We start from the raw sequence: 25,688 nt of genomic DNA, 5'->3' as shown, positions 1-25,688 counted from the left end.
GTCGCCCCGTCTCTCGATACCACCTCGCCCCGTCGAGCCGACGGCTCAGTCGAGCGTGACCACACGGCCGGACTCGCCTGCTTCGTAGATGGCCTCGATGAGTCGCATGTCGAGGACGCCGTGTTCGCCGTCGGGACCGATCGGCGCGTCGGTCAAGATGCGGTCTGCGGCGTAGTCGAACAACTCGGTCATCTGATTGACCTGCGGCGTGTCGAGCGTGACCGAAACGTCGTCGCGTGTCACTCGGATTTCGGTTTCCATGTGGAAGGCAGGCTCGACGAGAATCTCGCCGTTGGTCCCGACGATTCGGAGGCTCGTCGTCGCTTGGGCGTTTTGACTGGCGGTCGCGGCCAAGTACGTTCCGTCGTCGAACTCCACCATGAACGAGCTGTGCTCGTCGGGCACTTGGTCGAACGCGTCGTGAGAAGATTGCATGAACGCCTGCGCGGCAACCGGATCGGAATCGAGCAGGAACCGGCAGGTGTTGAGTGGATAGATGCCGATGTCCGTGACGGTCGCCCCCGGCCCCGCCAGTTCGGGGTCGAGCCGCCATTGATTCGGGTCGGAAATCAGTTCGAGCATCGCTTGCGAGTTCGTCCCGATGGCGTGGACCGGGTCGCCGATGACGCCGTCTCGAATCAGCTTTCGCGCGCGTCGAATCGCGGGTTCGGTGTGCATGCGGTAGCCGACGATAAGCGGAACGCCCGCCTCGTCACACGCATCGACCATCTGCTGCCCGCGTTCACTACTGGCTTCGATCGGTTTCTCGCAGAGGACGGCCTTTCCCAACTCGGCGGCCGTCTGCGCGTACGGGAGATGAAGCGCGTTGGGCGAGCAGATGTACACCGCGTCGTAGGCGGCGGCGGCGTCGCCGGCGTGGAACTCGTCGTACGAGAGACCGTGTGTCGCCGTTTCGACGCCGGCCGCAACCCGTTTCGCTTTCTCCGAGGTACTACTGACGGTGACGGTCGTCTCGCACAACTCGGACGCATCGATAGCCGGAATCGCTTGGTCGACGGTCCACCACCCGAGCCCGATGACTGCGATGCGGACCGTCCCGTCGGAAACACGCTGCCAGTTACGGCGCTCGAAATCATCGAGGAACGCTTCTAACGACATACGAGTTGCACATCATGGACGAGTAGGTATAATATCGAGGGTTCGAGGGCGAGCACCGGCGTCACAGTCCGAGAGAAAGATTTTTTCGAGGGACACTCCAACGCATGCGTATCGACCCCCATGAGTAAGATTACAGAGTATGAACTGTTCGAGGTGCCACCGCGATGGCTGTTTCTCAAGTTGGAGACGACCGACGGCGTCGTCGGCTGGGGCGAACCAGTCGTGGAGGGACGCGCTCACAGCGTCAGGGCCGCCGTCGAGGAGCTGATGGACAACTACATCCTTGGAACGGACCCCGCGGCGATAGAAGACCACTGGCAAGCGATGTACCGGGGTGGGTTCTATCGCGGCGGTCCGGTGTTGATGAGCGCGATTGCGGGCATCGACCAGGCGCTGTGGGATATCAAAGGGAAGCGCTTCGGAGCACCGGTCCACGAACTGCTCGGGGGGGCGACGCGAGACCGAATGCGTGTCTATCAGTGGATTGGCGGGGACCGCCCCTCGGAGGTCGCAGAACAGGCCGAACTGAAAGTCGAGGCGGGGCTGACCGCCGTGAAGATGAACGCCACGGCGGAGCTCGAACGGATTGACACGCCCGCGTCGGTCCAAGCGGCGGTCAATCGACTCGAAGAAGTCAGGGAGGCCGTTGGCCCCGAAATCGACATCGGCGTCGACTTCCACGGGCGCGTCTCGAAGCCCATGGCGAAGCGGCTGGCGAAGGCGCTCGAACCGTACGAGCCGATGTTCATCGAAGAGCCCGTTCTCCCCGAACACAACGACGCGCTCCCGGAAATCGCACACCACACGACGATTCCGATTGCGACGGGCGAGCGAATGTACTCGCGCTGGGATTTCAAGCAGGTGTTCGAGAACGGCGCGGTCGATCTGATTCAGCCGGACCTCAGCCACGCGGGTGGTATTACCGAAGTCAAAAAAATCGCAGCGATGGCCGAGGCGTACGACATCGCGCTCGCCCCGCACTGTCCGCTCGGGCCGATTGCGCTCGCCTCGTGCCTCCAGGTGGACACCTGTTCTCCCAACGCGCTCATCCAAGAACAGAGCCTCAACATCCACTACAACCAACGGAACGACGTGCTGGATTATCTCGAAGACGAGAGTGCGTTCGAGTACGAAGACGGCTACGTTGCGGTTCCTGACGAACCCGGGCTCGGAATACAGATGGACGAACAGTACATCCGAAAGCAGGCCGAACGCCCGGTCAACTGGCACAACCCCGTGTGGCGTCACGAAGACGGCAGCGTCGCCGAGTGGTGACCGGCCGCCGCGGTCGTTCACTAACTGTTAACAACTTATTTGTACGTCGGTCGAGTGTCGGAGGGTATGCCCAGCGCAGACGACTACGGAATCAAGGCGACGATGACGAGCCATCGAATCCTCGAGACGATACGGAGTCGCGACCGGCCGACGTTGACGGAGATTGCGCGGGCGCTCGACCTCTCGAAACCGGCGGTCCACAAGCACCTCGCGACGCTCGAAGCTATCGGCTACGTCATGCGACGTGACGGGGGGTACGAAATCGGACTCGAACTCGTGAGTTTCGGCGTCTACGCGAGGCGACGCCAGCGGATATACGAGGTCGCCCGGTCACGGGTGGTCGAACTGGCCAACACCATGCGAGAGCAGGTCTGTCTGGTCGTTCCGGGACAGGGTAGTGAGTGGAACTGCCTCTACATGTTCACGGCCGTGCCAGCGGATGTAGACACTCCGGACCAGGAGGGAGAGATACGACCATTGCACGCGACGGCGGCCGGGAAGGTAATCCTCGCCAATATGGACAAAGACGAGGTTGCGGAGTTTCTCGACCACGACTCGCTCTCCTCGGAGACTGCGAATACGATTACCGAACGCAACGAGTTGCAGTCCAAGCTCCAAGCGATTCGCGACCAAGGAGTCGCATACGACAGACAGGAGCAATCGGATGACTATCGCGGTGTCGCCGCACCGGTCCTCGACGACGATGGTCGACCGTTGGGCGCAATCGAAGTCCTCGGCCCTCCTCCGCGAATGAGCGGAAAGCGTCTCGAAGAGGACACCGTCGGATTGGTCGTCAGCGGAGCGAAGGACGTGGAGAATAAACTCTCTATCGACTGATAGGTTTTCTATTAGTTAACAACCCCGGCGTGAGAGATACGGGTACTGAGACCGGAATAGATGCCTATAAAGTTCATGAGGGACAAGATAGCGGATCGCTAGGCCGGTCATGGGCCGGAAAGTGTTCTCTACTGGTGAACAACGATGAACTATCTGTATATGTGGCTCTGTGGGGTGGTCGGTGGAAAAAGGCGAATTGAATTACACACATAGCAATGTAATTAGACATCGTGGATTCGAGGTCGAACTCGTGAACCGGGCAAGTGAGTTTGACAGGTCGTTCGAAGGAGTAGTATTTTGATTAATATACACATGTATAGGCACTCACGCGCGGCGACTGGCTTACGGTTGTGGAACTGAGTGACTCGCATGTGGTGAGCGGGGATGCGTTTGGATGAACTTTCGCTCAACGTAGTCAAACATACCGGCCAAGCAAAATAGAAGGGCAGCAGTCAATGGATTCCGTAATCCCTCCGAGAGATACATCGGTTGAGAGGTCGTGTTTCTCCGGGAGTCAACAGAGAACCGGAGCAGTCTACCGGTGCCATACAGTCCAAACGCTGCATCGTCAAGCAGCAGTTCACGCCAGAGACTATTGCTTATTTTAGACAATAATATACCGTGAAGATGTGCCAGCCTGTCCGGTACTGGCGGTTGACATCGACAGTGAAATCTTAATCACGAATATCGTTCAGATATTCAGTTATGAAGGCTACTGCTCGACTAGCCAAAAAAGACTCACAGTCAGATAGGTAGTAACAACTGACAGTCTACAAGGGTAAGTCGCAACTCGAACTCACCGACCGGTCGAGCAAGTCTTCGATACCAAGAAAACAGGCGTCGCTCGTTAGTGGTTCGTTCTCAGAGCCACGGGTTTCGGAGGTAGAATCGAAATATCAGCCCAGCAAATATCTCAAATATCTTACTTTCGAAGGTAGGTATGCATCGAAATGTGAAAGTTGACGTATTAACCTCGAAACCCACATTTCGCGAACACAGCCTCGGCAAGGAGAAGGCTGGCAACCGCCCCCCGCGAGACCTCAGCGAAGGCCGTGGTCACTGCGAGACCAAGCCAGCGTCAACAGAACGCTCAGCGGAGGCGAAACAGCCATGACCGTCGGTTTCGAACGGCGAACCTGAGCGTGACCCACGGAACGAAGCGGGCGGCCGAAACGTACGACGCAGTCGAGAGTCACGAGGGGTTGATTCGGTGGTCTCGGGCGTACTGCACGCGCGCGGTCGCAGCGCACGGTCTCGACGTGATGCTCGGCCCCGTCTGCTGGGAAGTGTCCACGCGGGCGAAACGTCGCGCGGCCGCAGTGAAGACCCCGACTATCGAGAACGCCAGCGTCGGGAGGGCTATCGACTGGAGTACACGGGCGAACGGGGTCGGGGAGTCGACGCCGCCCGAATGCACGATGTCGCTGTCGTGGCGGGCGTTCGAGTCGTTCGACCGCGAGGAGTGGTCCGCGACGCTCCGGCACGAACTCGTCCACGTCGAGCAGTTTCAGGCGTTCGGCGCGACCGACCACGGACCGGCGTTCAAACGCCGCGCCGAGGCGGTCGACGCCCCGGTTCGCGTCCGCCGGTTCGCGGAGCCGAAGTACATCCTCTCTTGCGAGGTCTGCGGCGCTGACGCGGCCTACCGCTACCGCGAGTGTAAACTGGTCCGCGAGTCGTCGGCCTATCGCTCCGCGTGTTGCGAAGCGCCGCTACACTGTCGAAAACGGCAGGAGTAGCAGGCGGGAGTCGCCCGCCCCGCGAGCGACTATCGGCTCGGCGGGTGCGCCCGCGCCTCCCGAATCGCCACGAAGGCGACCGCGAGGACGAACACGAGCGCCAAGAAGAACTCGACGCCGGGAACGGTCCCGGCGATAGCCCAAACGTACACGTCCTCCGCGCCGAGGATGACGAACAGCGCGACGAGAATCACCACGCCGGTTCGACCGATGCCGAGTCTCATACGTCGATTTTGCCACCGCGACAACATAAGCGTTGGAGGCGACTGTCGTCTCGTGAGAGACAGCGGTATTGCTGAGTTCACGAATACTACGTAGCCATTGAAGACAAGAGAGTTAGAGTGTGGCAATAAAATAAATATATGAAAACAATGCAAATATTTGAGGCAGATAGTAGAATATTCGAGTTGAAATAGGTCGTAGCTAAGAAATGATTTTACTAAGAATTGGTGTTTATCAGAAATACTACGTAGTCTGTGAGAAGCGAGAAGGGACTCGAACCCGACGGAATCGGGAGGCCGCCACCGTTACCACGCGCTGCGAGAGGAGAGTATTTACCGCGCGAGCGTGACCGGAAACCAGTATCGAACCCATGCGACACGTCCCAGGAACCTTCTCGATAGCGGCGCGCGACACCGAGGCGAACGTCTACGGCGCGGCGGTGACGACCGGCACCGTCGCCGTCGGCGCGACCTGCCCCTACGTGAGCGCCGGCGGCGCGGCGGTCACGCAGTCGTACACGAAGCCCGAACACGGCCGCGACGCGGTCGCCCGCGCGGAAGCCGGCGAGCGCATCGACGGCGCCTTCGAATCGCTCCTCGACGACGACGACCACGCCGCCTACCGACAAGTCCACGGCGTCGGCTCGGGCGGCGAGTTCGCCTTCACCGGCGGCGAGTGCGTCTCGTGGGCCGGCCACCGCGTCGGCGACGACTACACCGTTGCGGGCAATATGCTCGCCGGGGAGAGTGTCGTCGAGGCGACCGCCGAAGCCTACGAGGCCGCCGACGGCGACATGGCCGAGCGACTCGTCTCGGCGCTCGAAGCCGGCGAGGCGGCGGGCGGCGACGACCGCGGCGAGCTGAGCGCCGCGCTGCTCGTCCACGCGCCGACGCCGGAGTTCTACCACAACCTCCGCGTGGACCTCTCCGACGAACCGGTGGCCGACCTGCGCGATCTGCTCGCGGAGGCGCGGCGCGCGAAAGCCCGGATTCGACGAGAGACGGACGCGCAGTTCGGTGACTACCCAGACGAGATTCTGGAGTTCGGCGTCAAGTACTGAGTCGACTGCGGCGCTAAAAAAGTGACCGCGCGGGCGGCGTCAGTCCGAGTCGGCCGGGCTGGTCTCCGCGCGCTTCGACGGCGTGATAAACGAGTCGCGCTGGCTCATCTCCTCTTCGGAGAGGTGACAGGAGATGTAGTGGTCGCCGCCGTCCACGGCTTCGAGTTCCGGGAACTCTTGCTCGCAGACGTCGCCGATTTTCTTCGGACAGCGCGTCTGGAACGGACAGCCCGACGGCGGGTTGATGGGGCTCGGGACGCTCCCTTCGAGGAGGATGCGGTCCGTCTCGCGGTCCGGGTTCGCGTGGGGGACCGCCGACAGGAGGCTCTCCGTGTAGGGGTGGAACGGCGGCGAGAACACCTGCTCGATGCTCCCGAACTCCGCTATCTTCCCGAGGTACATCACGGCCACGCGGTCGCAGATGTGCCGGATGACGCCGATGTTGTGCGAGATGAACAGGAACGAGATGTTCTCGTCGTCCTGAATCTCGTTCAGGAGGTTGAGAATCTGCGCCTGCACGCTCACGTCGAGCGCGGAGACGGGCTCGTCGCAGACGATGAGCTTCGGTTCGACCGCGAGCGCGTGCGCGATGGCGACGCGCTGTTGTTGGCCCCCGGAGAACTCGTGGGGGTACTTGCTCGCGGCGGCCCGCGACAGGCCGACCCGTTCGAGCAGGTCGCCCACGCGCTCGCGCTTTTCCTCGCCGGTGGCGATGCCGTGTTTCTCCATCGCGCGCCCGACGATTTGGCCGACGGTCTTCCGCGGATTGAGCGAGCTCTGGGGGTCCTGGAATATCATCTGCATCTCGCGGCGCAGACTCCGAATCTCCGAGGAACCGAGCTCGTGGAGCGGCTGTCCCTCGAAGTACACCTCGCCGTCGGTCGGTTCGAGGAGCCGGAGCGCGGTGCGAGCGACCGTGGACTTGCCACAGCCGGACTCGCCGACGAGCCCGACGGTCTCGCCGGGGTAGACGTCGAAGCTCACGTCGTCGACGGCCTTGACGTGCCGGCGTTCGACGGTCGGCAGACCGCCGCCCTCCCACGAGAGGTGGACGTTGCCGAAGATGCCCTCGCCGGCGTCGAAGTACTTCTTCAGGTTCCGAACCTCGAACAGCGGCTCGCCGCTCCGGTCGATGTCGCGGCGGCCGGTCCCGGCTTCGGGGACCGTGCTCTCCGAGAGGTCGAGGTCGTCGGCGTGCAGACACGCCGCGCGCGAGGAGTCGTCGCCGACGGCGTCGAGCGACGGGTCGCCGCCGGTCCGACACGCCTCGGTGGCGTGCGGACACCGCGGCGCGAAGTTACAGCCGCTCGGGAGGTTCCCGAGGTCGGGCATCGCGCCGTCGAGCGTCGGCAGTTCGTCGTAGTCGGTGTCGACCTCCGGGATGGAGTCGATGAGCGCGCGGGTGTAGGGGTGTCGCGGGCGGTCGAACAGGTCGTCGAGTTCGGCCGTCTCCACGAGGTTGCCGGCGTACATCACGCCGACGTGGTCGCACGTCTGGGCGACGACGCCGAGGTTGTGGGTGATCATCAGTACGGCCGTCCCCTCGCGCTCCTGCATCTCGTTGAGCAGGTCGAGAATCTTCGCCTGCGTCGTCACGTCGAGCGCGGTGGTCGGCTCGTCGGCGATGATGAGGTCCGGCTCGCAGGAGAAACCGATGGCGACGAGGACGCGCTGGCGCATCCCCCCGGAGAACTCGTGGGGGTAGTCGTCGATGCGCTCTTCGGCGTCGGGAATGCCGACGTCGTCCATCGACTCGACCGCGAGGCGACGCGCCTCGGATTTCGTGACGTCCTGATGGCGGCGAATCGTCTCCGTAATCTGCTCGCCGACGGTCATCACCGGGTTGAGCGACGACATCGGGTCCTGCGGAATCATCGCGATGCGGTTGCCGCGGATGTCGCGCATCTCGGCGTCCGTCTTCTGGAGGAGGTCTTCCCCGTCGAAGACGACCTGTCCGCCCGTGATTTCGCCGGGCGAGTCGATGAGTCGCATGAGCGACCGCGCCGTCACGGACTTGCCCGCGCCCGATTCACCGACGAGACCCATGGTCTCGCCGCGGTCGAGCGAGAACGACACCTCGTTGGAGGCGACGATGGGGCCGCCCTCGGTGCGGAACTCGGTTCTGAGTCCGCGCACGTCGAGCAGCGGGCCGTCGTCGGCCTCGCCGTCGGTCGCGGTACTGGGTGCGCTCATTCTATCGCCTCCACTTTGGGGTCGAGCACGTCGCGCAGTCCGTCGCCGAGCATATTGAACCCGACGACGGCGATGCCGATAGCCAACGCGGGGAACAACAACATCCACGGCGCGGTCTCCATGAAGCCGCGACCGGTGTTAATCATCAGCCCCCACGACGGCCGCGGCGGCTGCGCGCCGAGGCCGAGGAACGACAGGCTCGCCTCCGCGAGGATGGCGAAGGAGACGTTCAGCGAACCCTGCACCAGCATGGGAGCCATGCAGTTCGGGAACACCTCGCTGAAGACGATTCGCGAGTCGCTCTCGCCGCGGGCGACGGCGGCCTCGACGTACGCCTCGTTGCGTTCGGCCAGCGCCGCGCTCCGCGAGACGCGGGCGATGTACGGCGTGTAGACGAACGCCAGCGCGATGATGACGTTGCTCAAGTCCGGGCCAAGCACGACCAGGAGCGTGAGCGCGAGCAACACGGGCGGGAACGCCATCGCGGCGTCCATGACGCGCATCAGTATCTCGTCGGTTAGCCCGCCGGCGTAGCCGGCGACGACGCCGACGACCGCGCCGACCGCGAGCGCGCCGGAGATAGCGCCGAAGCCGACGTACAGCGAGATTCGGCTCCCCATGACGACGCGGCTGAAGATGTCGCGGCCGAGGTCGTCGGTGCCGAACGGGTGTTCGACCGACGGGGCCTGCGAGCGGTCTTCGATGTTCGTCGCGTCGATGGGGTACGGCGCGATAACCGGCGCGAAGATGGCGACGAGCACGAGCAGCACCACGATGGAGAAGCCGAGCATCGCTTTCGTGTTGCTTCGGAACTTCCGAACGAACCGGGCGATGCGGTCGCGCTGTGACTGCGTGACGGTGAAGCGACCGCGGTCGGTCTCCCGTTCGGTCGCCATCAGTCGTCACCTCCGTAGCGGATACGGGGGTCGAAGTACGCGTACAGCAGGTCTGCGGCGAAGTTCGAGAACATGTAGATGAGTGCGACCACGAGGATGCACCCCTGAATCAGGGGGATGTCGCGGCTCTGAATCGCGGTCAGCGTCAGCCGACCGATGCCGGGCCAGAAGAACACCTCTTCTAACACGACGACCCCGCCGAACGCGTAGCTGAACTGGAACGCGATGACGGTGATGACGGGGATGATTGCGTTCTTGAGCGCGTGTCTGAGGACGATGACCCGCTGGCTCATCCCCTTCGCACGCGCGAGATTGATGTACTCCTCGCTGAGCACCTCCAGCATCGACGACCGGGTCATCCGCATGATGTAGGCGGTGAGCGCGAAGCCCATCGCCCCCGCGGGGAGGACGAGTCGCGTCAGCGACCCGACGAGGTCCTCGCTCGGGGAGACGTACCCCCCGGTCGGAAAGAGGTTCAGCCAGACGGCGAACACCAGGATGAACACCAATCCCCACAGGAAAATCGGCATCGAGATGCCGACGAAGGCGAACATCGAGGCGCTCACGTCGGGCGCTTCGTTCTGGTTGACGGCGGCGTAGACGCCGAGCGGAACCGACAGCACGACGGCGACGAGCGTCGCGGCGACCGCGAGCATCATCGACCGGGGAAGCCGCTCGGCGATGAGCTGTGCCACGGGCTCACCGAACCGGAGCGATTCGCCCATGTTCCCCTGGAGGAGCCCGACGACCCAGTCGATGTACTGCACGTACAGCGGGCGGTTGAGTCCCAGTTGGGTTTGGAGCGCTTCGAGCGATTGTTCGGTCGCGTTGGGGCCCAAGATGAGCAGGGCCACGTCACCGGGCAGGATGTTGGTGACGGCGAAGGCGATGAGCGTGACGAAAAACAGCGTCACCGCCATGAACCCGACGCGCCGAACGACGTAGTTGTACATCGACATTGTGTGGAATCTCTGTTAGCGGTCGAGCCAGTTGTCTCCGAACTGGAGCGTCGACCCGTCGGGCGCGCCGATGTCGCCTTTGTACTGCGAGGCGGCCCCGTAGAGACTCGGCTGCCACCACAGGAAGAGGTGACCCGCGCGCTCCTCGTGGAGAATCTCCGTCGCCTGGTGGTAGAGTTCGGCGCGCTCCTGTTCGTCGTAGATGGTGCGCGCCTCCTCGACGAGCGCGTTGTACTCGTCGTTCTCCCAGTTAGTGAAGAAGAACGCCCCGTTGGGGTGCAGGAACTTGTAGAACGATACGTCGGGGTACCAGAGCGCGAGGTAGGAACTCGTCGTCGCCTGGAAGTCTCGGTTGGAGTAGACGTCCGAGAGCCACGTGCTCCACGTAATCTGCTGGATTTCGAGGTTGATGCCGACCTCGGCGGCGTCGGCGGCGATGACCTCCGCGGCCTGCACCTGCGTCGGGTAGGACTGCGGAATCTTGAACGTCGCCGTGAATCCGTCGGACATGCCGGCGGCGTCGAGGTGCTCTTGGGCCTTCTCGAGGTCACGCGGGCGCGGTTCGATGTCCGGGTTGACCCACGGGCTGCCGGGCGTCGCCGGGGACGCGGTGGTCTGGCCGGTGCCGTAGAGCGCCGCTTCAGCGACCTTCTCCTTGTCGATGGTGTAGTCGAGCGCGAGGCGGGCGTCCTTGTTGTCGAACGGGGCCACGTCGCAGTTCAGACCGAGGTAGACGAGCGATTTCGGGAACTGCTTCTCGAATCGAACGTCGGGGGCCTGCTCGACGCGAGAGACGTCCTTCGGCGCGATGCCGTTGATGAAGTCGTACTCGCCGGCGAGGAACGATTGGAGGCGGACGCTCGGGTCCGGCACCTCGCTTTTGACGATGGTGTCGATGAACGGGCCGTCCTCGTCGGACGCACCCCAGTAGTCCTCGTTGCGCGACATCGTGAACGAGGTCTCGATTTCGCGGCTCTCGAACACGTACGGACCGGTCCCGATGGGTTCTTCGACCATGTCCTTCTCGGCGTTCTCGGCGGGCATGACCGACAGTTCCGCCGTCGCCATCTTCGCGAGGAACGGCGCGAAGGGTTCGGTGAGTTGGACTTCGAAGGTGTAGTCGTCGGGGGCGCGAAGCTCCTCGACGTAGTCGAAGAAGCCGGTGGCGAGGTAGTCGCCGTTCTGGACGCGCTCGTAGCTCGCCAGCACGTCCTCGGAGGTCATCTCCTTGCCGTTGTGGAAGGTGACGCCCTGCCGGAGGTTGAACGTCAGAACCGTGTTGTCGTCGGACTGCTCCATCGACTCCGCGAGGTGCGGTTCGATGGAGTAGTCGTCCTGCAGCGCGACGACTTCCTCGTAGATGTTCTCCAGAACGCGCTTCGAGGCCGCGGAGGTGTCGATGTGCGGGTCGAGACCCTGCACCGGCACCGCGCCGCCCCACTGGAGCGTACCGCCCTGCTTCCCGCCGCTCGCGGCGGTCGTCTCGGTGCTTTCGGTGTCGTCGCTTCCGCCCGAAGTGCCCGAGTCTGCGGTCGTGCTGTCGTCTGAACCGCCGCCCGTACACCCGGCGAGCGCCGCCGCGCCGGTCGTCGCCGCCGCCCCGAGGAAAGTGCGGCGGTCGAACCGACTGCGACGCGTGCCGTCGCCGGTGCTGTCGGAGGAGTCGCTCCCCTTGCCATTCTCTTGCATACAGACCCTCAAATCCGCTACTGTGTGATAAAAATTGTGGTTGTGTGAGTACGACCATCATATCGAGACGAGAGAGGTGTAACACCAGATACCATTTCGAGCGCCGGACGAGAGGGAACTGTGGAATGACCAATTCCTCCCGGTCACGTCCGGGATTACTCCCAGAACGTCAACCCACCTCCTCACAGGCGACGGGCCAAATCGACGACCCGACGACGGCCCGCAGGTCGGTCGCGAGCGACCGAGCCGTGCCGATGGGCGTCTTCGAGCGGCATGGTTGGGGCAGAGTCCGAGAACCCACATCCAGCGCACCGTGCATGCTGATTTCGGAGAGTTCGCGACTGACCGGTGCTGTCATGCATGTGACCGAATTCCAAACAATAAAATAGGGTGAGTCCCGAATCCGGGAACCATGCGAGTCAATCAGCAGCGACTCCGCAGCGACATCGAGTCGAACGCGGAGTTCGGGGCCGTCCCGACGGACGAGGGTCGGGGGCGGACGGTCCTGACCGGCAGCGAGGCGGACCGGCGGGCGAGAGAGTTCTTCTGCGAGCGCCTCCGGGACGCCGGTCTCTCCATCACCATCGACGAGGTCGGCAACATCGTCGGCCGATGGGAACCCGAGAGCGCGGACCCCGACGCGGCCCCCGTCGCCACGGGGAGCCACCTCGATTCGGTCCCCGAGGGCGGCATCTTCGACGGCCCGCTCGGCGTCTACGCGGGGCTGGAGAGCGTCCGCGCGATGCAGGACGCCGGCGTCGAGCCGGTCCGCCCCGTCGAGGTCGTCAACTTCACCGAGGAGGAGGGCCAGCGGTTCGGCGGCGGCCTCATCGGGTCGGCGGTCGCCGTCGGGGAACTCGGCGTCGAAGAGGCGCTCGATATCGAGGACGACGACGGGATTCCGCTCGGTGACGCCCTCGCTGACATCGGCTACCGGGGCGACGGGCGCGTCGCCGCCGCCGACTGGGACGCGTGGATAGAACTCCACATCGAGCAGTCCGAACGCCTCGAAGACGCGGCGGTCCCGGCCGGCGTCGTCACGAGCATCGTCGGCCTCTCGCGCTGTGCCGTCGAAATCACGGGCGAGGCCGACCACGCCGGGTCGACGCTCATGGGCGACCGGTCGGACGCGCTCGCCGCCGCCAGCGAGTTCGTCCTCGACGTGGAGCGCGCGACGAACGAGCGCGGCGAGGTCTCGGAGACCGCGGTCGGAACCGTCGGCAAACTCGAAGTCTCACCGAACGCGCCCAACGTCATCGCCGGGAAAGTCGATCTGACCGTCGATATCCGCGACGTGGCGTACGATTCCATCGAGTACGTCATCGACGAGGCGGAAGCGAGCCTCGACCGCATCGGGGCCGAGCGCCCGGTCGAAACCGCGCTCTCGCACCCGTGGGACCGCAAGCCCGTCGAGATGAGCGAGCGCTGCCGCGCCGCGCTCCACGACGCAGGGGCCGACGCCGACCTCGACACCCTCGACCTCCACTCCGGGGCGGGCCACGACACCATGCACGTCGCGGCCGTCACCGACGCCGCGCTGCTCTTTGCCCCCTCCCGCGACGGCATCTCCCACAACCCCCGCGAGTGGACCGACTGGGCGGACTGCGCCGACGCGACCCGCGTGCTCGCCGGGGCGCTCGCAGACCTCGCGACCGAGTGACGAGGCCGCCGGACGACGACTGTGTGTTCGTTTCCGTGCTCCGATGGACCGCTGCGACTGGCGAGTCCGAGTCGGTGACTCTCGCATCTCCGCGACGGCCGCGTCGTCGAAACCGCTCGCTCGGGCGAAACACGAATCACCGAGTAGAGCCGCTGAAGACCCGCTATTCACACAATTCGAGGCGAATCGAGTCACGTAACACATCGAATCGTTTGTGGAATGAGAACAGAACTAATCAGCGGTCGAGTTCGCTGTTTCAGCCCGTGATAAGGTCGAATTCAGTTTTATTGACCCCGAAATAGCGCTACGTTGCGGCAATCAGTGCGATTTATCGGTTCTCTCGAAAGTGAACGTTCGTCAAATACAAACATCTATGGCGCGGGAGCTTCGAACTGGACTATGGCAGACGAACACACGACCGGTTCGCCGCGGACCCTGAAGACGGTGTCTCGTGCGTTCGATGTCGTTCGTGCGCTCGAAGAGCTAGACGGCGCGCGAGTGACCGAGTTGGCAAACCACCTCGACCTCTCGAAGAGCGTCGTCTACAACTACCTGAGCACGCTGCGGGCCGAGAAGTTCGTCGTGAAGGAAGGAGACACCTACCGGCTGTCGCTGCAGTTCCTCCTCGTGGGCGAGTACGTCCGATACCAGAACATCCTCTACCGCATCGGCAAGCCCGAAATCGAAGAGCTCGCGGAGAAGACCGGCGAGTACGCCCACTTAGCGACCGAACAGCACGGGCTGGGCGTCAACCTCTACAAGGTGAGCGGCGAGAAGGCCGTCGGGAGCGACTACCAGGTGAACAAGCTCCAGCGCGCCGACTACCTCCACTTCTCGGCGACCGGAAAGGCGATTCTCGCCCACCTTCCCAAAGAGCGCGTCGAGTGGATTATCGACCAGTACGGCCTGCCGGGCAAGACCGAGGCGACCATCACGACCCGCGAGGAGCTCTTCGAGGAGTTGGAGACGATTCGCGACCGGGGCTACTCGCTCAACGACGAGGAGGAAATCAAGGGCCTGCAAGCCATCGGCGCGCCGGTAACGAACCGCCACGGACGCGTCCTCGGCTCCATCAGCGTCTCCGGGCCCGTCCGCCGGATGAAACAGCCCGAGTACCACGAACAACTCATCGAGAGCGTCGTCAACACCGCCAACGTCATCGAGGTCAACGTCAACATGGAGGAGTCCGACGACGACTTCCCGACGTTCAGTTAGTCGGTCGCGTCCTCGCCGGACAGCACGCCGGAGTCGTCTTCACGTCGACACCTCCCGTCCGGTTCACAAACGGAGAACCGGCGGTCTCGACCGCGTCGCGGTCGAGTCGAAGACCCCGAAATGGGACGAGCGGTGGGCCGAGGACTTCCCCCGCTCTCAAATCTCGGCGCTGCGGTGTCGAAGCCGCACTCGGACCGTCGACGCCGTCCGTCAGTCGAGAGTGACGTTTTCGACCATCGGACGGTCAACACGCCCCCAAAAGTTGCGAGAGCGGAACGTCGAGGAGTCCAGAGACAACAACTGATAGCCCGCAGTATTGACTATATAAGAACGCGAATAGATAATCAGTCGACGAATATTCGACGAGACACGAGATTCCAGCTAGTCTCCGAAATCGTCACCGCAACCGAGACGCCTCACCGAAGGGCGGACGACGACTATCACCCCGACGGACGAGCCGAATTCTATTACGAGGCTATGTGTGTAATGCAAGTGCGGTCACGCGACACAGTTCCGCACGCCGAAGTTCGAATGTCGTCCGCGCACGACCGGACCGGCCGAGTTCGTCGTCGATAGACGAACACTCCGCACCGATCGGACGAGTCGAGACGCGGAAGAGCAGTCGAACACGGTCTTCTGGTCGCGAGGATATTGTATATTACAAACAATAATACGGTGCCAGATATGGTATATCCGTCGCCTGAATGTCCAACTGTTTCGAACGGTAACGGCGATACGAGCGGACCGACCCAGTGGGTTATACTAAACGTAATAAAATGAAATTTCTACAAATTGTGAAATTTGTGAAGTGTTCAAAATTTCTAATTCTATCTCATCAATCAACGCTTTCCATAAAACATGTTTTGTTGTCGCAATACTATAACGAGAGCGTCAGAGAGGGACGAGGTGGTTCTCTCACGCCGGGTCGGCGTTGTCGCCGGGGTCGCCGGGGGCGTCAAATTCGTCGGGCTCGTCGGGCTCGTCGGGCTCACCGGATTCGGTGTCGAGCGGTCGCCGGACCACGAGCACCGGACCGACCGTCTGTTCGGCGACGCGGTCGGACGTTTCACCGAACAGCCGACCGCGGAGCGTGGGTTTCTCCTCGCCCATCACGACCACGTCGTGGTCGTCAGCGGCTTCGATGAGCGCCTGAAGCGGGTTCTGGGCGACGACGACGACGCGCGAGATGTGTTCGCGGCAGACCCCGAGGGCGGCCAGTTCGTTGGCGACCTCGCTGAGCAGGTCTTCGCCGTCCGAGACCGCGGCGTCCTCTTCGGCGGCGTGGAACAGCGTGAGCTCGATATCCTCGTGTCTCCCGACGGCCGCGGCGACCTTGGTAATCGTTTCGAGGTTGATATCCTCTTTTACCGGGACGATAACGCGGTCGATAATCGGGGCGGGGTTCGAGAGCAACACCGCGTCGCAGTCCGCCTCCGTGGCGATGCGCTCCATCGTCTGGTCGGCGTCGTGGGTGAACACGAGCCGCGTCTCGACGGTCGCACCGGCGGCTTCGAACACCGAGACGAGCTCGTCGAGCTCCTCGCGCGCCTTCGGTTCGAACTGTTCTCTGGCCTGTTCGGGGGCCGTCTGCTCGGGAATCTCGTGATACGCGAGGATGACGACCGTCGTCCCCGAGAGCAGACGGGTCAGTTGGTCAGGAATCACCTGTCCTTCGAGCACCGCGACGGGGACGAGCACGCGAACGTCGTCGGAATTACGCATCTGAGCTCACCCCCTTGAGGCGCACGTCTCTGGCGTAGACGAAGTACCACGCCAGCGCCGCGAGCGCGACGACGACGCCGACCGCCTGCGAGAGCGGTTGCATGAACGCGACGAGGCTGAAACTCGCGAGCGCCCCGAGCACCGGGACGACCGGGTAGCCGGGGACGCGGAACGACGGGTCGTACCACGCGGGGTTCGACTGACGGAGCGCGATGAGCGCCACGCAGATGAGCCCGTAGGTGACGAGGTGCAGGAACGACGCGACCTCTGCGAGCACCTCCGTCCGGCCGACGGCGACGAGGACGACCGTCGGCCCGCCGACGAGCGCGAGCGCGACGTGGGGCGTCCCGTACCGGAGGTTGATTCGCGCGAGCTGCGGCGGGACCAGCGCGTCGCGGCTGAGCGCGTAGAGCGCGCGCGACGAGCTGAGAATCGAGGCGTTCGCGCTCGACACCGTCGCGAAGAGCCCGGCGACGAGGATGGCGACCGCGCCGGGGAAGCCGAGGTACGAGCGGGCGACCTCGACGATGGCCGTCTCGCCGAAGGTGGCGAGTCTAGCGCTCCCGAACGCGCCGGTCGAGACGAGAATCGTCACGACGTACAGCACCCCGACGACGACCACGGACCCGACCATCGCCAGCGGGAGGTTCCGGCCGGGCTTCGTTATCTCGCCCGCGACGGTCGCCACCTGCGCGAACCCGAGGTACGAGGTGAACACGAGCGCCGCCGTGGTGAAGATGCTGAGCGTCCCGTAGGGCATGAACTCCTCGGGGACGGTCCGCCGGCCGAACAGCCCGAGCGTGTCGAGCGAGCCGTAGACGAGGAACACGAGGAGGATGCCGAGAAGCAGGCTCACGATACCGTTTTGCAGCTTCGTCGCGTTCTCGGTCCCGAACATGCTGAGCGCCGTCAGGACGAGCCCGAAGCCGACGCCGAGCGTCGCCACGAGCGGCAGGTCAGAAACCATCGACGCCGCGCCCAACTCCGCCAGCACGGCGATGGCGTACTGCGCGAAGCCGACGAGGTAGAACGCCGAGGCGAACACCAGCCCCAGCCAGAGACCGATGCCGACGACCGCGCCGAACGCCGACCCCATCCCGCGGGAGATGAAGTAGTACGCGCCGCCGCTTTTCGGCATCGCCGTCGCCAACTCGGAGGTCGGAAGCGCGACCAACAGCGCGATGACCGCCCCGAGCGCGAACGAGAGCGCGGCCGCGGGGCCCGCCTGCCCGGCGGCGAGACCGGGGAAGACGAAGATACCCGCGCCGACCATGGTCCCGATACCGATTGCCAACCCGCCGCGGAGGCCGATCGTTCGCTCCAACTCGGTCCCGCTTTCGAGGACCGTCACCTCGTCGGCCGCGGCCCCGACATCGACCGCCGGGTCCGCGTCACCGACCGGTTCCCCGCCGTCGGGCGGGTCCGCCCCGAGCACCGAACCGCCGTCGTTTCCATCGGACATTGTAACGCCCTGTTATCACGGCTCCCCAATATATCTACTACCCGTCATATTGAGGGCAGTCGGTCGGCCGGTGGGTGCGACACCGCCGGCGGTGCGTCGTCGCCCCCGACGAGAGAAAGGGTTAATCCGTCCGCGGCACGCCCTGCATACAGAACGATGGCGCACGGAACGCGACGCGGCGGCCGGTTCGGGCGGGGTGAGCCGCGGTGAACTGGTCACGGAAGTCGCTCGACGAGCTCGAAGCGTTCTACTGGGAGACCATCGCGCCCGCGATGGACCGCGACGGGATGGACCCGACGCGGGACGTGCCGACCTACGCGTGGCTGACCGAACGCGGCTGGTCGGGCATCGCCTACGCGCTCCGCGAGAAACACGACCTCACCCCGCGGGAGTTCTTCGTCGAGGTCGTCGGCCTCGGCGACGGAGACGACGAGAGCTACGACTGGGGCGTCGACGACGACCGCACCGTCGAGGCGTTCGAGTCCTATCTCGACATGCTCGAATCGCGGCGCGGCCTCGCGGACTCGACGCTGCCGACCCGCCGCACCCACCTCGCGCGGTTCGCCCGAATCTACCGCGACCGGTACGGGTCGGCGGACCTGCTCTCCCGGCTCGACGACCGCGACGCCGAGCCCGACGAGATAGACCGCTGTCTCGCGGTCCTCGACGAGTTCGACGCCGAGCTCGCCACGGACGGAACGAAGCTCAAATACCTCCAGACGGTCCGGTCGTTCTACGAGTACCTCGTCGACTTCCGGCGCGCGCGGTACAACCCCGTCGAGAACGCCGCGAAACAGTTCCGCTGGGAGCAGGGCCAACCCGACAACCGCACGATGACGGCCGACCAAGTGAGCGACGTGTACGCCGTCGCCGACGACCTCGAAGACCGGCTTCTCGTCCTCGGACTCGCCGGGTGGGGGCTGCGACCGAACGAACTCGCGTCGCTCCGCGCCTCCCAGCTCGCCCTCTCCGGCGACGACCCCCACATCGCGTTCGACGAGCGCAAAAACGGGCCGGGAACCGTCGCGCTCCTCTACGGCGTCGACGCCGTCGCCGCGCGCATCGACGCGCTCGCCGCGGACGACGACTGGAACGGCGCGCTGTTTCCCTCCTCGCGGGCCGCCTCGGGTCACATCGCCCGCGAGACGGTCAACCGCCGGTTCAAGCGCCTCGCCGACGAGGCGGGCGTGACCGTCGACGGCGAGGTTCCGACCGCGAAACTCTGTCGGCGCTTCTGGTACACGGCATATCAGGAAGCGGTCGACGAGATGCTCGCGCAGTTGGAGGGCGTCGCCGCCGACCAAGGGTCGAAAAGCGCCGGTGTCGTCATGTCGAACTACCTCTCCGAGGAGCGCCGCCGGTCGTTCCGCCGGCAGGCGATGCGCGAGACGCTGGCAGCGGTGTTCGAGTCCGCCGGCGAGTCTGCGACCGTCGAGACGCAGATGCCGCAGTGACTGTCGCGCCGGTCGCTGCGTGAGACACGAGGTGGGTCGGCGGCCTGATAAATCATATGTCGCGATATACAACTATCTCGTGGTGGGAGTCTCCGAGGGTATGCAGACCGACAGCGATGCGACCGCATTTCTGTACTGAAAAGCCGCCAGCGTTCGGAACGGACCGGCGGTTCGACGGAAACGCTCTGCTCAGTCCAGAGAGACGTTCTTCTCACGAATCGCTGGCAGACTACGCAGCCATCGGACACTCGTTCACCCCCGATAATGATGACTCACCGATGTTTTTGTTACACGACTACCTTTGTAAAGTATAGAGACTCACGTTCCGGGGAGTAAGACACTTGCGAGCGTCGAAACGTCCGTCTGAGGCGGTTCACAGATATTCGTCGCACGTCTCCGAGAGAACAGGACGAAGCGGGAATCGCGAAAAGGGTAAACTAGACCGCTCCGGAGTGTCCGGCGCACACGTCGTCAGGCGTGGACGACGCTCTCGGCACCGCGCAGACGGTCACCTGTGGCCGTTCGGAATCTATCCCGCAATCTCCTCGGCGGCGAACGCCTCACGAAGTCGGTCTTCGTCCTCGGGCGAGAGGTTCGTCTCGATAATCTCGAACTCGTCGTCCGACAGTTCCGCCTTGATTCGGTCCGTCTGCGCGCCGCGGGACAACAGGAACAACGCGGAGGTTCCGGGTTCGACCGTGTTCGCGACCTCTTTGATGAACGAGTCGTCGATGCCGATATCCGTGAACTTCCCGCTGAGCGCGCCCGTCACCGCTCCGACCGCCATCCCGAGCCACGGCATCCAGAAGATGACGCCGATGAGAAGTCCCCAGAACGACCCCCCGAGCGCGCCCACGCCGACGAGGCTCTGTGCCTGTTTGACCTTCACCTGCCCGTTCTCTTTTCGAACGGCGATGGCGGCGTCCTCTATCGTAATCAGTTCGCGCTTCTGGAGGTGGTACAGTTTCTCCCGCATGTTCTCCGCGCCGTCCATCGTATCGAACGCGAGTACGACTAGTGAACTCATCTCATCAACTCACTCACACGTAAGCGGGAAAGCATAATAAACTGCGTTTATCGAGGTTGTGATTGTCTCGTATCCAGTAATCCGACGGGGCGCGAGGACCCGCATCTCTATGGTCTCCGCCCGCCAATCTCCGGTATGACCGATCGAGAGTCGTTCACGCCCGCGGAGTGGCGGACGCTCGCGCAGACGCCGGTCGAGGTGATGTTCGGCGTCGTCGTCGCCTCGAACGGCGGCCTGCGGCGAGAGCTGAAGACGATTCGTCGGACTCTCCGACACACCGACGAGTTCGGCCCGGAGTCGGAGCTCGTCACCCACGTCGCCGGGTTCGTCCGGGTGAACGCCGACCGGGTGCGACGCGACGCGGAGACGCGAGATTTCACTCGCCCGGTGGCAATCGCTCGCGCGCACGACCACTGCCGGGAAGCGACGGCAGTCATCCGAGCGCGGGCGACCCCGGCGGAACGAGACGAGTACGGACGGTTCGTTCGCTGGTGCGCCGAACGGGTCGCGGACGCCGGGGTCGAAGGGGGGATACTCCGACTGGGCGGCCGGCCGGTCAGCCCGGCCGAGCGGGCGTTCATCGACGCCATCGGGGAGACGCTCGCCGTTGCCGATACGCCGAGCGAGACAAGCGGGTGAGGTATCCTATCAAAGCACTCATATTATTTGGTGCTTCGTGACGTTGTATCCCGTATGCGACTCGTTCAGGTGCTGATACCCCGGGGGAGCCGAGAGAGCGTACTGGAGTCGCTCGACGGACAGGGAGTCGACTACGCCGTCTTCGAGGAGGTCGGCCGGGGCGACTTCGAGGCGATGGTGCAGTTTCCGGTCCCGCCCGGCGGCGTCGAGACGGTGATGGAAAAGCTGACGAACGCGGGCGTCCGAGACGACAGCTACACCATCGTGCTCCCCACGGAGACGGTCGTCTCGCAGCGGCTCTCGGCTCTGAAAGAGCGCTTTCCCGGGCTCAGAATCTCCCGCGAAGAACTCCACGCCAGGGCCGAGGACCTCGCGCCGGCGAACTCGACGTTCTTCAGTTTCCTGATACTCAGCACGGTCATCGCCGCGACGGGACTGCTTCTCGACTCCGCGGCGACGATTATCGGCGCGATGGTCGTGGCCCCCCTGATGGGACCGGCGGTTTCGGCGTCCGTCGGAGCGATACTGGCCGACCAACGGATGGCGACTCGCGGCGTCGTCCTCCAGGTGACGGGCCTCGCGGCGGCCATCGCGACGGCCGCGGTGCTCGGAGTGGTGCTCCAGCAGACGATTCTCATTCCGCCGGGCGTCGATATTCAGGAGATACCGCAGGTCGCAGAGCGAACCAGTCCGAACGTCCTGTCGCTGTTTCTCGCGTTGGGGTCGGGTATCGCGGGGGCGATAAGCATCATGCGCGGGTCCGGGTCGACGCTCGTCGGCGTCGCCATCGCCGTCGCGCTCGTCCCGCCGGCGGCGACATCGGGGCTGGGTATCGCGTTCGGACTCCCCGGAGTCGCCGTCGCGGGCGCGGTGCTCGTCGTCGTCAACCTCCTCGCCATCAACCTCTCGGCGCTGATTCTGTTCTATCTGTCGGGGTTCAAACCGCTCGACGCCGACGAGCGGGAGGGCGTCAGAACGTCGGTCGCCACCCGTATCGCCGTCATCGGTGTGGGCATCGCCGTGCTCTCGCTCGTCCTCGCCGGGGTGACGTACGCGTCGTTCCAGACCGCGTCGTTCGAGCGACAGACGCAGGCCGAACTCCAGCGGCAGTTCGACGAGGCGGACATCGAGGGCGTCGAACTCGTCAGCGTCACGGTCGACTACCGGCCCATCGATTACCTCCTCGGGAACCAGCCGCGAGTCGACGTGCTGGTCGGGATTCCGCGGGACCTGCAAGCGCCGCCCGACCTCGCACAGCGGTTCGACGACCAACTGACCGCGGAGTTGGGCCGGGACGTGGTCGTCAGAGTCGGCTTCGTGGAAGCGCAGGTCTCCGACGACACGGCAACACAGGCCTCGACCGGTGGGCTTGCTCCCGTGAATATCTCTCTCGACCGCCCGTCAGCCCTCCCCGACCGACCCCCGTTCGCTCGCACTCCGGAGGGACGGCCGTGACCGACGCGTACTACTTCATCAGCGACCTCCACATCGGCGGCGACGAGCAACTGGGGAAGGTCGACTTTCTGGACGAACTGCTGTCGTTCCTGCGGACGCTCGAAGCGACCGACGAGGACGCCGAGCTAATCATCAACGGCGACGCGTTCGGGCTGTGGGAGTTCACCGACATCGACGGCCTCGACAAGTTCGACGCGCTCGTCGGCCGCTATCCGGAGCTGTTCGACCAGTTCGAAGCGACCGGCGACCGGGTCCCCATCACGCTCATCCCCGGAAATCACGACTACGAACTCGCCGCCTACCCGGAGTACGTCGACCGGTTGGCCGAGTTCAACGTCACGCTCCGGCAGGAGGTCTCGATAACCCGGCGCGTCGGTGACGCCATCGTCTACGTCGAACACGGGATGCAGCGGGACCCCAACAACCGGATTCCGGACTTCGGAAACCCCCACGCGAACCCGCCGGGCTACTTCGTCAACAGACAGGTCACGAGCCGCGCCGGCCGGCTCTCCGAGCGCGGGAAGTTCAACTGGCTCAAGGACGTGCAGGCCGTGACGCCGATGACGCAGATTCCCGCGTGGATGCTGTCGAACTACTTCTATCGGGAGATGAGCCCGTGGCTCAGATACGTCTCCGCCCCGTTTCTCCTCCTGTTCAACGTCGGATTTCTCTACGTGCTCGCGTTTGCGCTCGACGCCGCCGGCGTCTGGTCGCTCCCAATGGACCTCATCGAACGGTTCCTCGGGCTGTTCGGCCCGGTCGGGACGCTGGTCGACCTGCTTTTGACCGCAAACCTCGCCGTCACGCTGTTGCTGCTGCTCGTCGCGATACCGCTTTTCGTCCTCGCCAGGGACGTTCGAAAGACGCTCCGGCGGTTCGGCATCGACCGACCGGAAGAACGGGGGTCGGCGGCGGACTCCTATCTGACGGCGGCCAGAGAGCTGTTCGCGTCGGACCCGACAATCGCGGTGTTCGTCTACGGCCACACCCACCGGCCCGCGGTCACCGAACTCGACGGTGGGGTCGTCGTCAACACGGGAACGTGGCTGAAGCGACTGCGGCGCGTCGAGTCCGCGTTCGGCGTCCTCCCGCCCGTCTTCTACTCGTGGTACCAACTCAACTACGTGCGCGTGTCCGCGACGGAAGACGGCGGGGTCGCCGTCGACTACGAACGCGTGGCGAAGGACGCACCGAACGAGGAGACGCGGTTCCAACGGCTCGTCACACCAGCGCCGAGGCGGGAAGACGATATTCCGTCCCGGACGGTCGTCCGACCGACCACCGAATCAAGCGGCGCGGCCGCAACGAACCCGAGTGGCGGTGACGCGACTACTGAGGCTCCGAGGCGTCCGGTGCGCAGAGAGGGTTATCGAACGAGACGTGGTATCGAGGACGATGGACTCTGACGCGAACGCGCACGTTCTCGACGAGAGGGGAGCGAGGACCGACTCGGCGAGCGGGCTGGCGTACTGGGGGCCGGCCGTGGCGGTGAGTCTCGCGATGTTCATCGGGGTCATCGACTCGACGCTGATGAACGTCGCGATTCCGTCCATCGTCACCGACCTCGACACGACCGTCACGGTCGTCCAAGGTGCGATTTCGTTCTACGCGATGGTCATGGCGGCGCTGATTCTCCCCGGCGGCAAGCTGTCGTCGATGTACGGGGTTCGACGGCTGATGACCGCGACGCTCCTCGTGTACGGCGTCGGGACGACGCTGGCGGCACTGAGTTGGAACGTCGTCGTGCTCTACGTCGGCTGGTCGGTCATCGAGGGGGCCGCCGCCGCCGTGTTGCTCCCGCTGACGTTCACCGTCCTCCTCGTCAGCTACGAGGGCGCGGACCGGGCGAAAGCGCTCGGCATCCTCGCCGGCGTGAACGCGGCGGGTGCCGCGTTCGGGCCGCTGCTCGGCGGCGCGGTCACGACGTTTGCGAGTTGGCGCTGGGGGTTCGGCATCGAGGTGCTAATCGTCCTCGTCGCGCTCGCGTTCGTCAGGTATCTCCCGGAGGCGTCCCTGAACGAGACGCCGACGAAACTGGACATCGGCGGTACGCTCCTCTCGGTGGCGGGGACGACCGCCCTCGTCGCCGGCGTCCTCTTGGCCGGGCGGTACGGCTGGCTAGCGGCCCGCCGGCCGTTCGTCGTCGGCGGCGTGCAACTGGACCTGTTCGGCGCGTCTCCGACCGTCTGGCTCGTCGGCATCGGCGTCGGCGTCTTCGCGGCCTTCGTCCAGTACGAGCGCCGCGTCGAGCGCGAGGGAGGGTCGCCGCTCGTCCCGGTCCACCTCCTGTCGAACGGGGCGTTCACCGCCGCCATCGCCACGAACGCCGCGCGGTCGCTGGTCCTCGCGGGGTTCATCTTCGTCGTCCCGTTCTTCCTCCAGACCGGGGCCGGATACACCGCGTTCGAGACCGGCGTCGCGATGCTCCCGTTCTCGGTTGCGACGTTCGTCGCGTCCGTCTTCACGACCGGCTGGCGGCGGTTCGTCGCACCGAAACTGCTGGTTCAGGCCGGCGTCGTCCTCATGGGACTCGGCGTGCTCGCGCTCGCGTCGCAGACGGCGCTGGACGCGACAGTCGCACAGCTCGCCGTGCCGATGGCGCTCGTCGGCCTCGGGCTCGGCCTCGTGATGGCACAGCTCATCGATATGACGCTCTCGGCGGTCGACCAGCGGGACTCGGCGGCGGCGTCCGGGCTGTTGAACGCGACGATGATGCTCGGCTACTCGTTCGGGACCGCCATCGTGGGCACGTACCTGCTCAGGCGGTTCTACGACGGCGTCGTCGACGGCGTGTTGGCCGCCGCGGGCGCGAGCGTGTCAGCGAGCGAGCGAGGGGCGCTCGTCGCCGCGCTGGAAACCGCCGCCGAGACGGCGACCGAAGGGACCCAACGGGCGTTTCTCGCCGGCCTCACGCCGGCGCAACGGGAGCTACTGGCCGGCGTGTTCGACGCCGCGATAGTGCAGGCACAGCGGGCGACGCTGTTCCTCCTCGCCCTTTTCGTGTTGCTCGTGCTCCTCGTTTCGACGCTTCTACCGGACGGAGGGACCAGCGGCGGCCCGTGAGC

The 25,688-nt window shown here is 64.5% G+C and carries 20 protein-coding genes; 11 read left to right on the top strand and 9 right to left on the bottom strand.

From position 1 onward, the window contains the following. Window positions 1–45: 45 nt before the first annotated feature. Window positions 46–1,119, bottom strand: coding sequence for a D-xylose 1-dehydrogenase Gfo6 (gene gfo6 / locus C458_RS01375; RefSeq protein ID WP_008572550.1), 1,074 nt, complete (start codon window positions 1,117–1,119; stop codon window positions 46–48). Window positions 1,120–1,239: 120 nt separating this feature from the next. On the opposite strand from gfo6, the gene dgoD reads away from it, so the two are divergent. The 3 genes from dgoD (at window position 1,240) to C458_RS01360 (ending at window position 4,970) form a co-directional block, all read left to right on the top strand. Further along, window positions 1,240–2,394: a galactonate dehydratase gene (gene dgoD, locus C458_RS01370; RefSeq protein WP_008572549.1), complete on the top strand. Its 1,155-nt coding sequence runs from the start codon at window positions 1,240–1,242 to the stop codon at window positions 2,392–2,394. 66 nt (window positions 2,395–2,460) lie between these two features. Beyond that, the gene (locus C458_RS01365; RefSeq protein WP_008572547.1) at window positions 2,461–3,231 is read left to right on the top strand and encodes an IclR family transcriptional regulator; all 771 of its coding nucleotides are present in this window, start codon (window positions 2,461–2,463) and stop codon (window positions 3,229–3,231) included. Between the two features lie 1,142 nt (window positions 3,232–4,373). Next, a complete protein-coding gene (locus C458_RS01360; protein ID WP_008572545.1) occupies window positions 4,374–4,970 on the top strand; it encodes a SprT-like domain-containing protein in 597 nt (198 codons plus the stop codon). A gap of 29 nt (window positions 4,971–4,999) precedes the next feature. Here the strand turns inward: C458_RS01360 and C458_RS01355 are convergent, their stop codons facing one another. Further along, window positions 5,000–5,194, bottom strand: coding sequence for a hypothetical protein (locus C458_RS01355; RefSeq protein ID WP_004043247.1), 195 nt, complete (start codon window positions 5,192–5,194; stop codon window positions 5,000–5,002). Window positions 5,195–5,562: 368 nt separating this feature from the next. Here C458_RS01355 and C458_RS01350 point away from each other — a divergent pair, with 368 nt between their 5' ends. Next, window positions 5,563–6,252 (top strand): DUF1028 domain-containing protein, encoded by a 690-nt coding sequence (locus C458_RS01350; protein WP_008572539.1) that lies wholly within the window; start codon window positions 5,563–5,565, stop codon window positions 6,250–6,252. Window positions 6,253–6,291: 39 nt separating this feature from the next. On the opposite strand, the gene C458_RS01345 is transcribed toward C458_RS01350, so the two are convergent. Genes C458_RS01345 through C458_RS01330 form a run of 4 tightly spaced genes read right to left on the bottom strand, consistent with a single transcriptional unit; the run spans window position 6,292 to window position 11,989 of the window. Then, entirely contained in the window at window positions 6,292–8,445 is a 2,154-nt protein-coding gene (locus C458_RS01345; RefSeq protein ID WP_008572537.1) for an ABC transporter ATP-binding protein, read from the bottom strand. Further along, window positions 8,442–9,341, bottom strand: a complete 900-nt coding sequence (locus C458_RS01340) for an ABC transporter permease (protein WP_008572536.1) — start codon at window positions 9,339–9,341, stop codon at window positions 8,442–8,444. Before C458_RS01340 ends, C458_RS01345 begins: the two co-directional genes overlap by 4 nt. Next, complete coding sequence (locus C458_RS01335) at window positions 9,341–10,300, bottom strand: ABC transporter permease (RefSeq protein ID WP_004064568.1); 960 nt, start codon at window positions 10,298–10,300, stop codon at window positions 9,341–9,343. Before C458_RS01335 ends, C458_RS01340 begins: the two co-directional genes overlap by 1 nt. 15 nt (window positions 10,301–10,315) lie before the next feature. Next, window positions 10,316–11,989 (bottom strand): ABC transporter substrate-binding protein, encoded by a 1,674-nt coding sequence (locus C458_RS01330; RefSeq protein ID WP_008572531.1) that lies wholly within the window; start codon window positions 11,987–11,989, stop codon window positions 10,316–10,318. Between the two features lie 412 nt (window positions 11,990–12,401). Between C458_RS01330 and C458_RS01320 the strand changes: the two genes are divergently transcribed. Both C458_RS01320 and C458_RS01315 read left to right on the top strand, forming a co-directional pair. Continuing rightward, a complete protein-coding gene (locus C458_RS01320) occupies window positions 12,402–13,649 on the top strand; it encodes a Zn-dependent hydrolase (RefSeq protein ID WP_008572529.1) in 1,248 nt (415 codons plus the stop codon). A gap of 399 nt (window positions 13,650–14,048) precedes the next feature. Further along, window positions 14,049–14,864 carry an IclR family transcriptional regulator gene (locus C458_RS01315; protein WP_008572526.1) on the top strand — a complete coding sequence of 272 codons (816 nt, stop codon included), beginning with the start codon at window positions 14,049–14,051 and terminating at the stop codon, window positions 14,862–14,864. 915 nt (window positions 14,865–15,779) lie between these two features. On the opposite strand, the gene C458_RS01310 is transcribed toward C458_RS01315, so the two are convergent. Together C458_RS01310 and C458_RS01305 are read right to left on the bottom strand one after the other, a co-directional pair. Next, window positions 15,780–16,586, bottom strand: a complete 807-nt coding sequence (locus C458_RS01310; protein ID WP_008572524.1) for a universal stress protein — start codon at window positions 16,584–16,586, stop codon at window positions 15,780–15,782. Then, the gene (locus tag C458_RS01305) at window positions 16,579–18,048 is read right to left on the bottom strand and encodes an APC family permease (protein WP_008572522.1); all 1,470 of its coding nucleotides are present in this window, start codon (window positions 18,046–18,048) and stop codon (window positions 16,579–16,581) included. Before C458_RS01305 ends, C458_RS01310 begins: the two co-directional genes overlap by 8 nt. Window positions 18,049–18,254: 206 nt before the next feature. Between C458_RS01305 and C458_RS01300 the strand changes: the two genes are divergently transcribed. Next, window positions 18,255–19,502: a tyrosine-type recombinase/integrase gene (locus C458_RS01300; protein WP_008572520.1), complete on the top strand. Its 1,248-nt coding sequence runs from the start codon at window positions 18,255–18,257 to the stop codon at window positions 19,500–19,502. A 529-nt stretch (window positions 19,503–20,031) separates the two neighbouring features. Here C458_RS01300 and C458_RS01295 read toward each other — a convergent pair. After that, window positions 20,032–20,496 carry a DUF1269 domain-containing protein gene (locus C458_RS01295; protein WP_008572518.1) on the bottom strand — a complete coding sequence of 155 codons (465 nt, stop codon included), beginning with the start codon at window positions 20,494–20,496 and terminating at the stop codon, window positions 20,032–20,034. 168 nt (window positions 20,497–20,664) lie between these two features. Here C458_RS01295 and C458_RS01290 point away from each other — a divergent pair, with 168 nt between their 5' ends. Genes C458_RS01290 through C458_RS01275 form a run of 4 tightly spaced genes read left to right on the top strand, consistent with a single transcriptional unit; the run spans window position 20,665 to window position 25,686 of the window. Beyond that, window positions 20,665–21,168, top strand: a complete 504-nt coding sequence (locus tag C458_RS01290; RefSeq protein WP_008572517.1) for a hypothetical protein — start codon at window positions 20,665–20,667, stop codon at window positions 21,166–21,168. A gap of 54 nt (window positions 21,169–21,222) precedes the next feature. Further along, window positions 21,223–22,623 (top strand): TIGR00341 family protein, encoded by a 1,401-nt coding sequence (locus C458_RS01285; protein ID WP_008572516.1) that lies wholly within the window; start codon window positions 21,223–21,225, stop codon window positions 22,621–22,623. Then, window positions 22,620–24,029, top strand: a complete 1,410-nt coding sequence (locus tag C458_RS01280) for a metallophosphoesterase (RefSeq protein ID WP_008572515.1) — start codon at window positions 22,620–22,622, stop codon at window positions 24,027–24,029. Before C458_RS01285 ends, C458_RS01280 begins: the two co-directional genes overlap by 4 nt. Beyond that, window positions 24,019–25,686: an MFS transporter gene (locus C458_RS01275; RefSeq protein WP_008572514.1), complete on the top strand. Its 1,668-nt coding sequence runs from the start codon at window positions 24,019–24,021 to the stop codon at window positions 25,684–25,686. The genes C458_RS01280 and C458_RS01275 overlap by 11 nt, the downstream gene beginning before the upstream one ends. The last annotated feature ends 2 nt before the right edge of the window (window positions 25,687–25,688 follow it).

Source organism: Haloferax sp. ATCC BAA-644 (genome assembly GCF_000336975.1).
Lineage (GTDB): Archaea > Halobacteriota > Halobacteria > Halobacteriales > Haloferacaceae > Haloferax > Haloferax volcanii.
This window is presented reverse-complemented; position numbering and strand designations above follow the sequence as displayed.

Bases quoted from the DNA above. Each gene is read 5' to 3' on its own strand.
- gfo6 (WP_008572550.1), bottom strand. From the start codon at position 1,119: ATGTCGTTAGAAGCGTTCCTCGATGATTTCGAGCGCCGTAACTGGCAG.
- dgoD (WP_008572549.1), top strand. From the start codon at position 1,240: ATGAGTAAGATTACAGAGTATGAACTGTTCGAGGTGCCACCGCGATGG.
- C458_RS01365 (WP_008572547.1), top strand. From the start codon at position 2,461: ATGCCCAGCGCAGACGACTACGGAATCAAGGCGACGATGACGAGCCAT.
- C458_RS01355 (WP_004043247.1), bottom strand. From the start codon at position 5,194: ATGAGACTCGGCATCGGTCGAACCGGCGTGGTGATTCTCGTCGCGCTG.
- C458_RS01350 (WP_008572539.1), top strand. From the start codon at position 5,563: ATGCGACACGTCCCAGGAACCTTCTCGATAGCGGCGCGCGACACCGAG.
- C458_RS01345 (WP_008572537.1), bottom strand. From the start codon at position 8,445: ATGAGCGCACCCAGTACCGCGACCGACGGCGAGGCCGACGACGGCCCG.
- C458_RS01340 (WP_008572536.1), bottom strand. From the start codon at position 9,341: ATGGCGACCGAACGGGAGACCGACCGCGGTCGCTTCACCGTCACGCAG.
- C458_RS01335 (WP_004064568.1), bottom strand. From the start codon at position 10,300: ATGTCGATGTACAACTACGTCGTTCGGCGCGTCGGGTTCATGGCGGTG.
- C458_RS01330 (WP_008572531.1), bottom strand. From the start codon at position 11,989: ATGCAAGAGAATGGCAAGGGGAGCGACTCCTCCGACAGCACCGGCGAC.
- C458_RS01320 (WP_008572529.1), top strand. From the start codon at position 12,402: ATGCGAGTCAATCAGCAGCGACTCCGCAGCGACATCGAGTCGAACGCG.
- C458_RS01315 (WP_008572526.1), top strand. From the start codon at position 14,049: ATGGCAGACGAACACACGACCGGTTCGCCGCGGACCCTGAAGACGGTG.
- C458_RS01310 (WP_008572524.1), bottom strand. From the start codon at position 16,586: ATGCGTAATTCCGACGACGTTCGCGTGCTCGTCCCCGTCGCGGTGCTC.
- C458_RS01305 (WP_008572522.1), bottom strand. From the start codon at position 18,048: ATGTCCGATGGAAACGACGGCGGTTCGGTGCTCGGGGCGGACCCGCCC.
- C458_RS01295 (WP_008572518.1), bottom strand. From the start codon at position 20,496: ATGGACGGCGCGGAGAACATGCGGGAGAAACTGTACCACCTCCAGAAG.
- C458_RS01290 (WP_008572517.1), top strand. From the start codon at position 20,665: ATGACCGATCGAGAGTCGTTCACGCCCGCGGAGTGGCGGACGCTCGCG.
- C458_RS01285 (WP_008572516.1), top strand. From the start codon at position 21,223: ATGCGACTCGTTCAGGTGCTGATACCCCGGGGGAGCCGAGAGAGCGTA.
- C458_RS01275 (WP_008572514.1), top strand. From the start codon at position 24,019: ATGGACTCTGACGCGAACGCGCACGTTCTCGACGAGAGGGGAGCGAGG.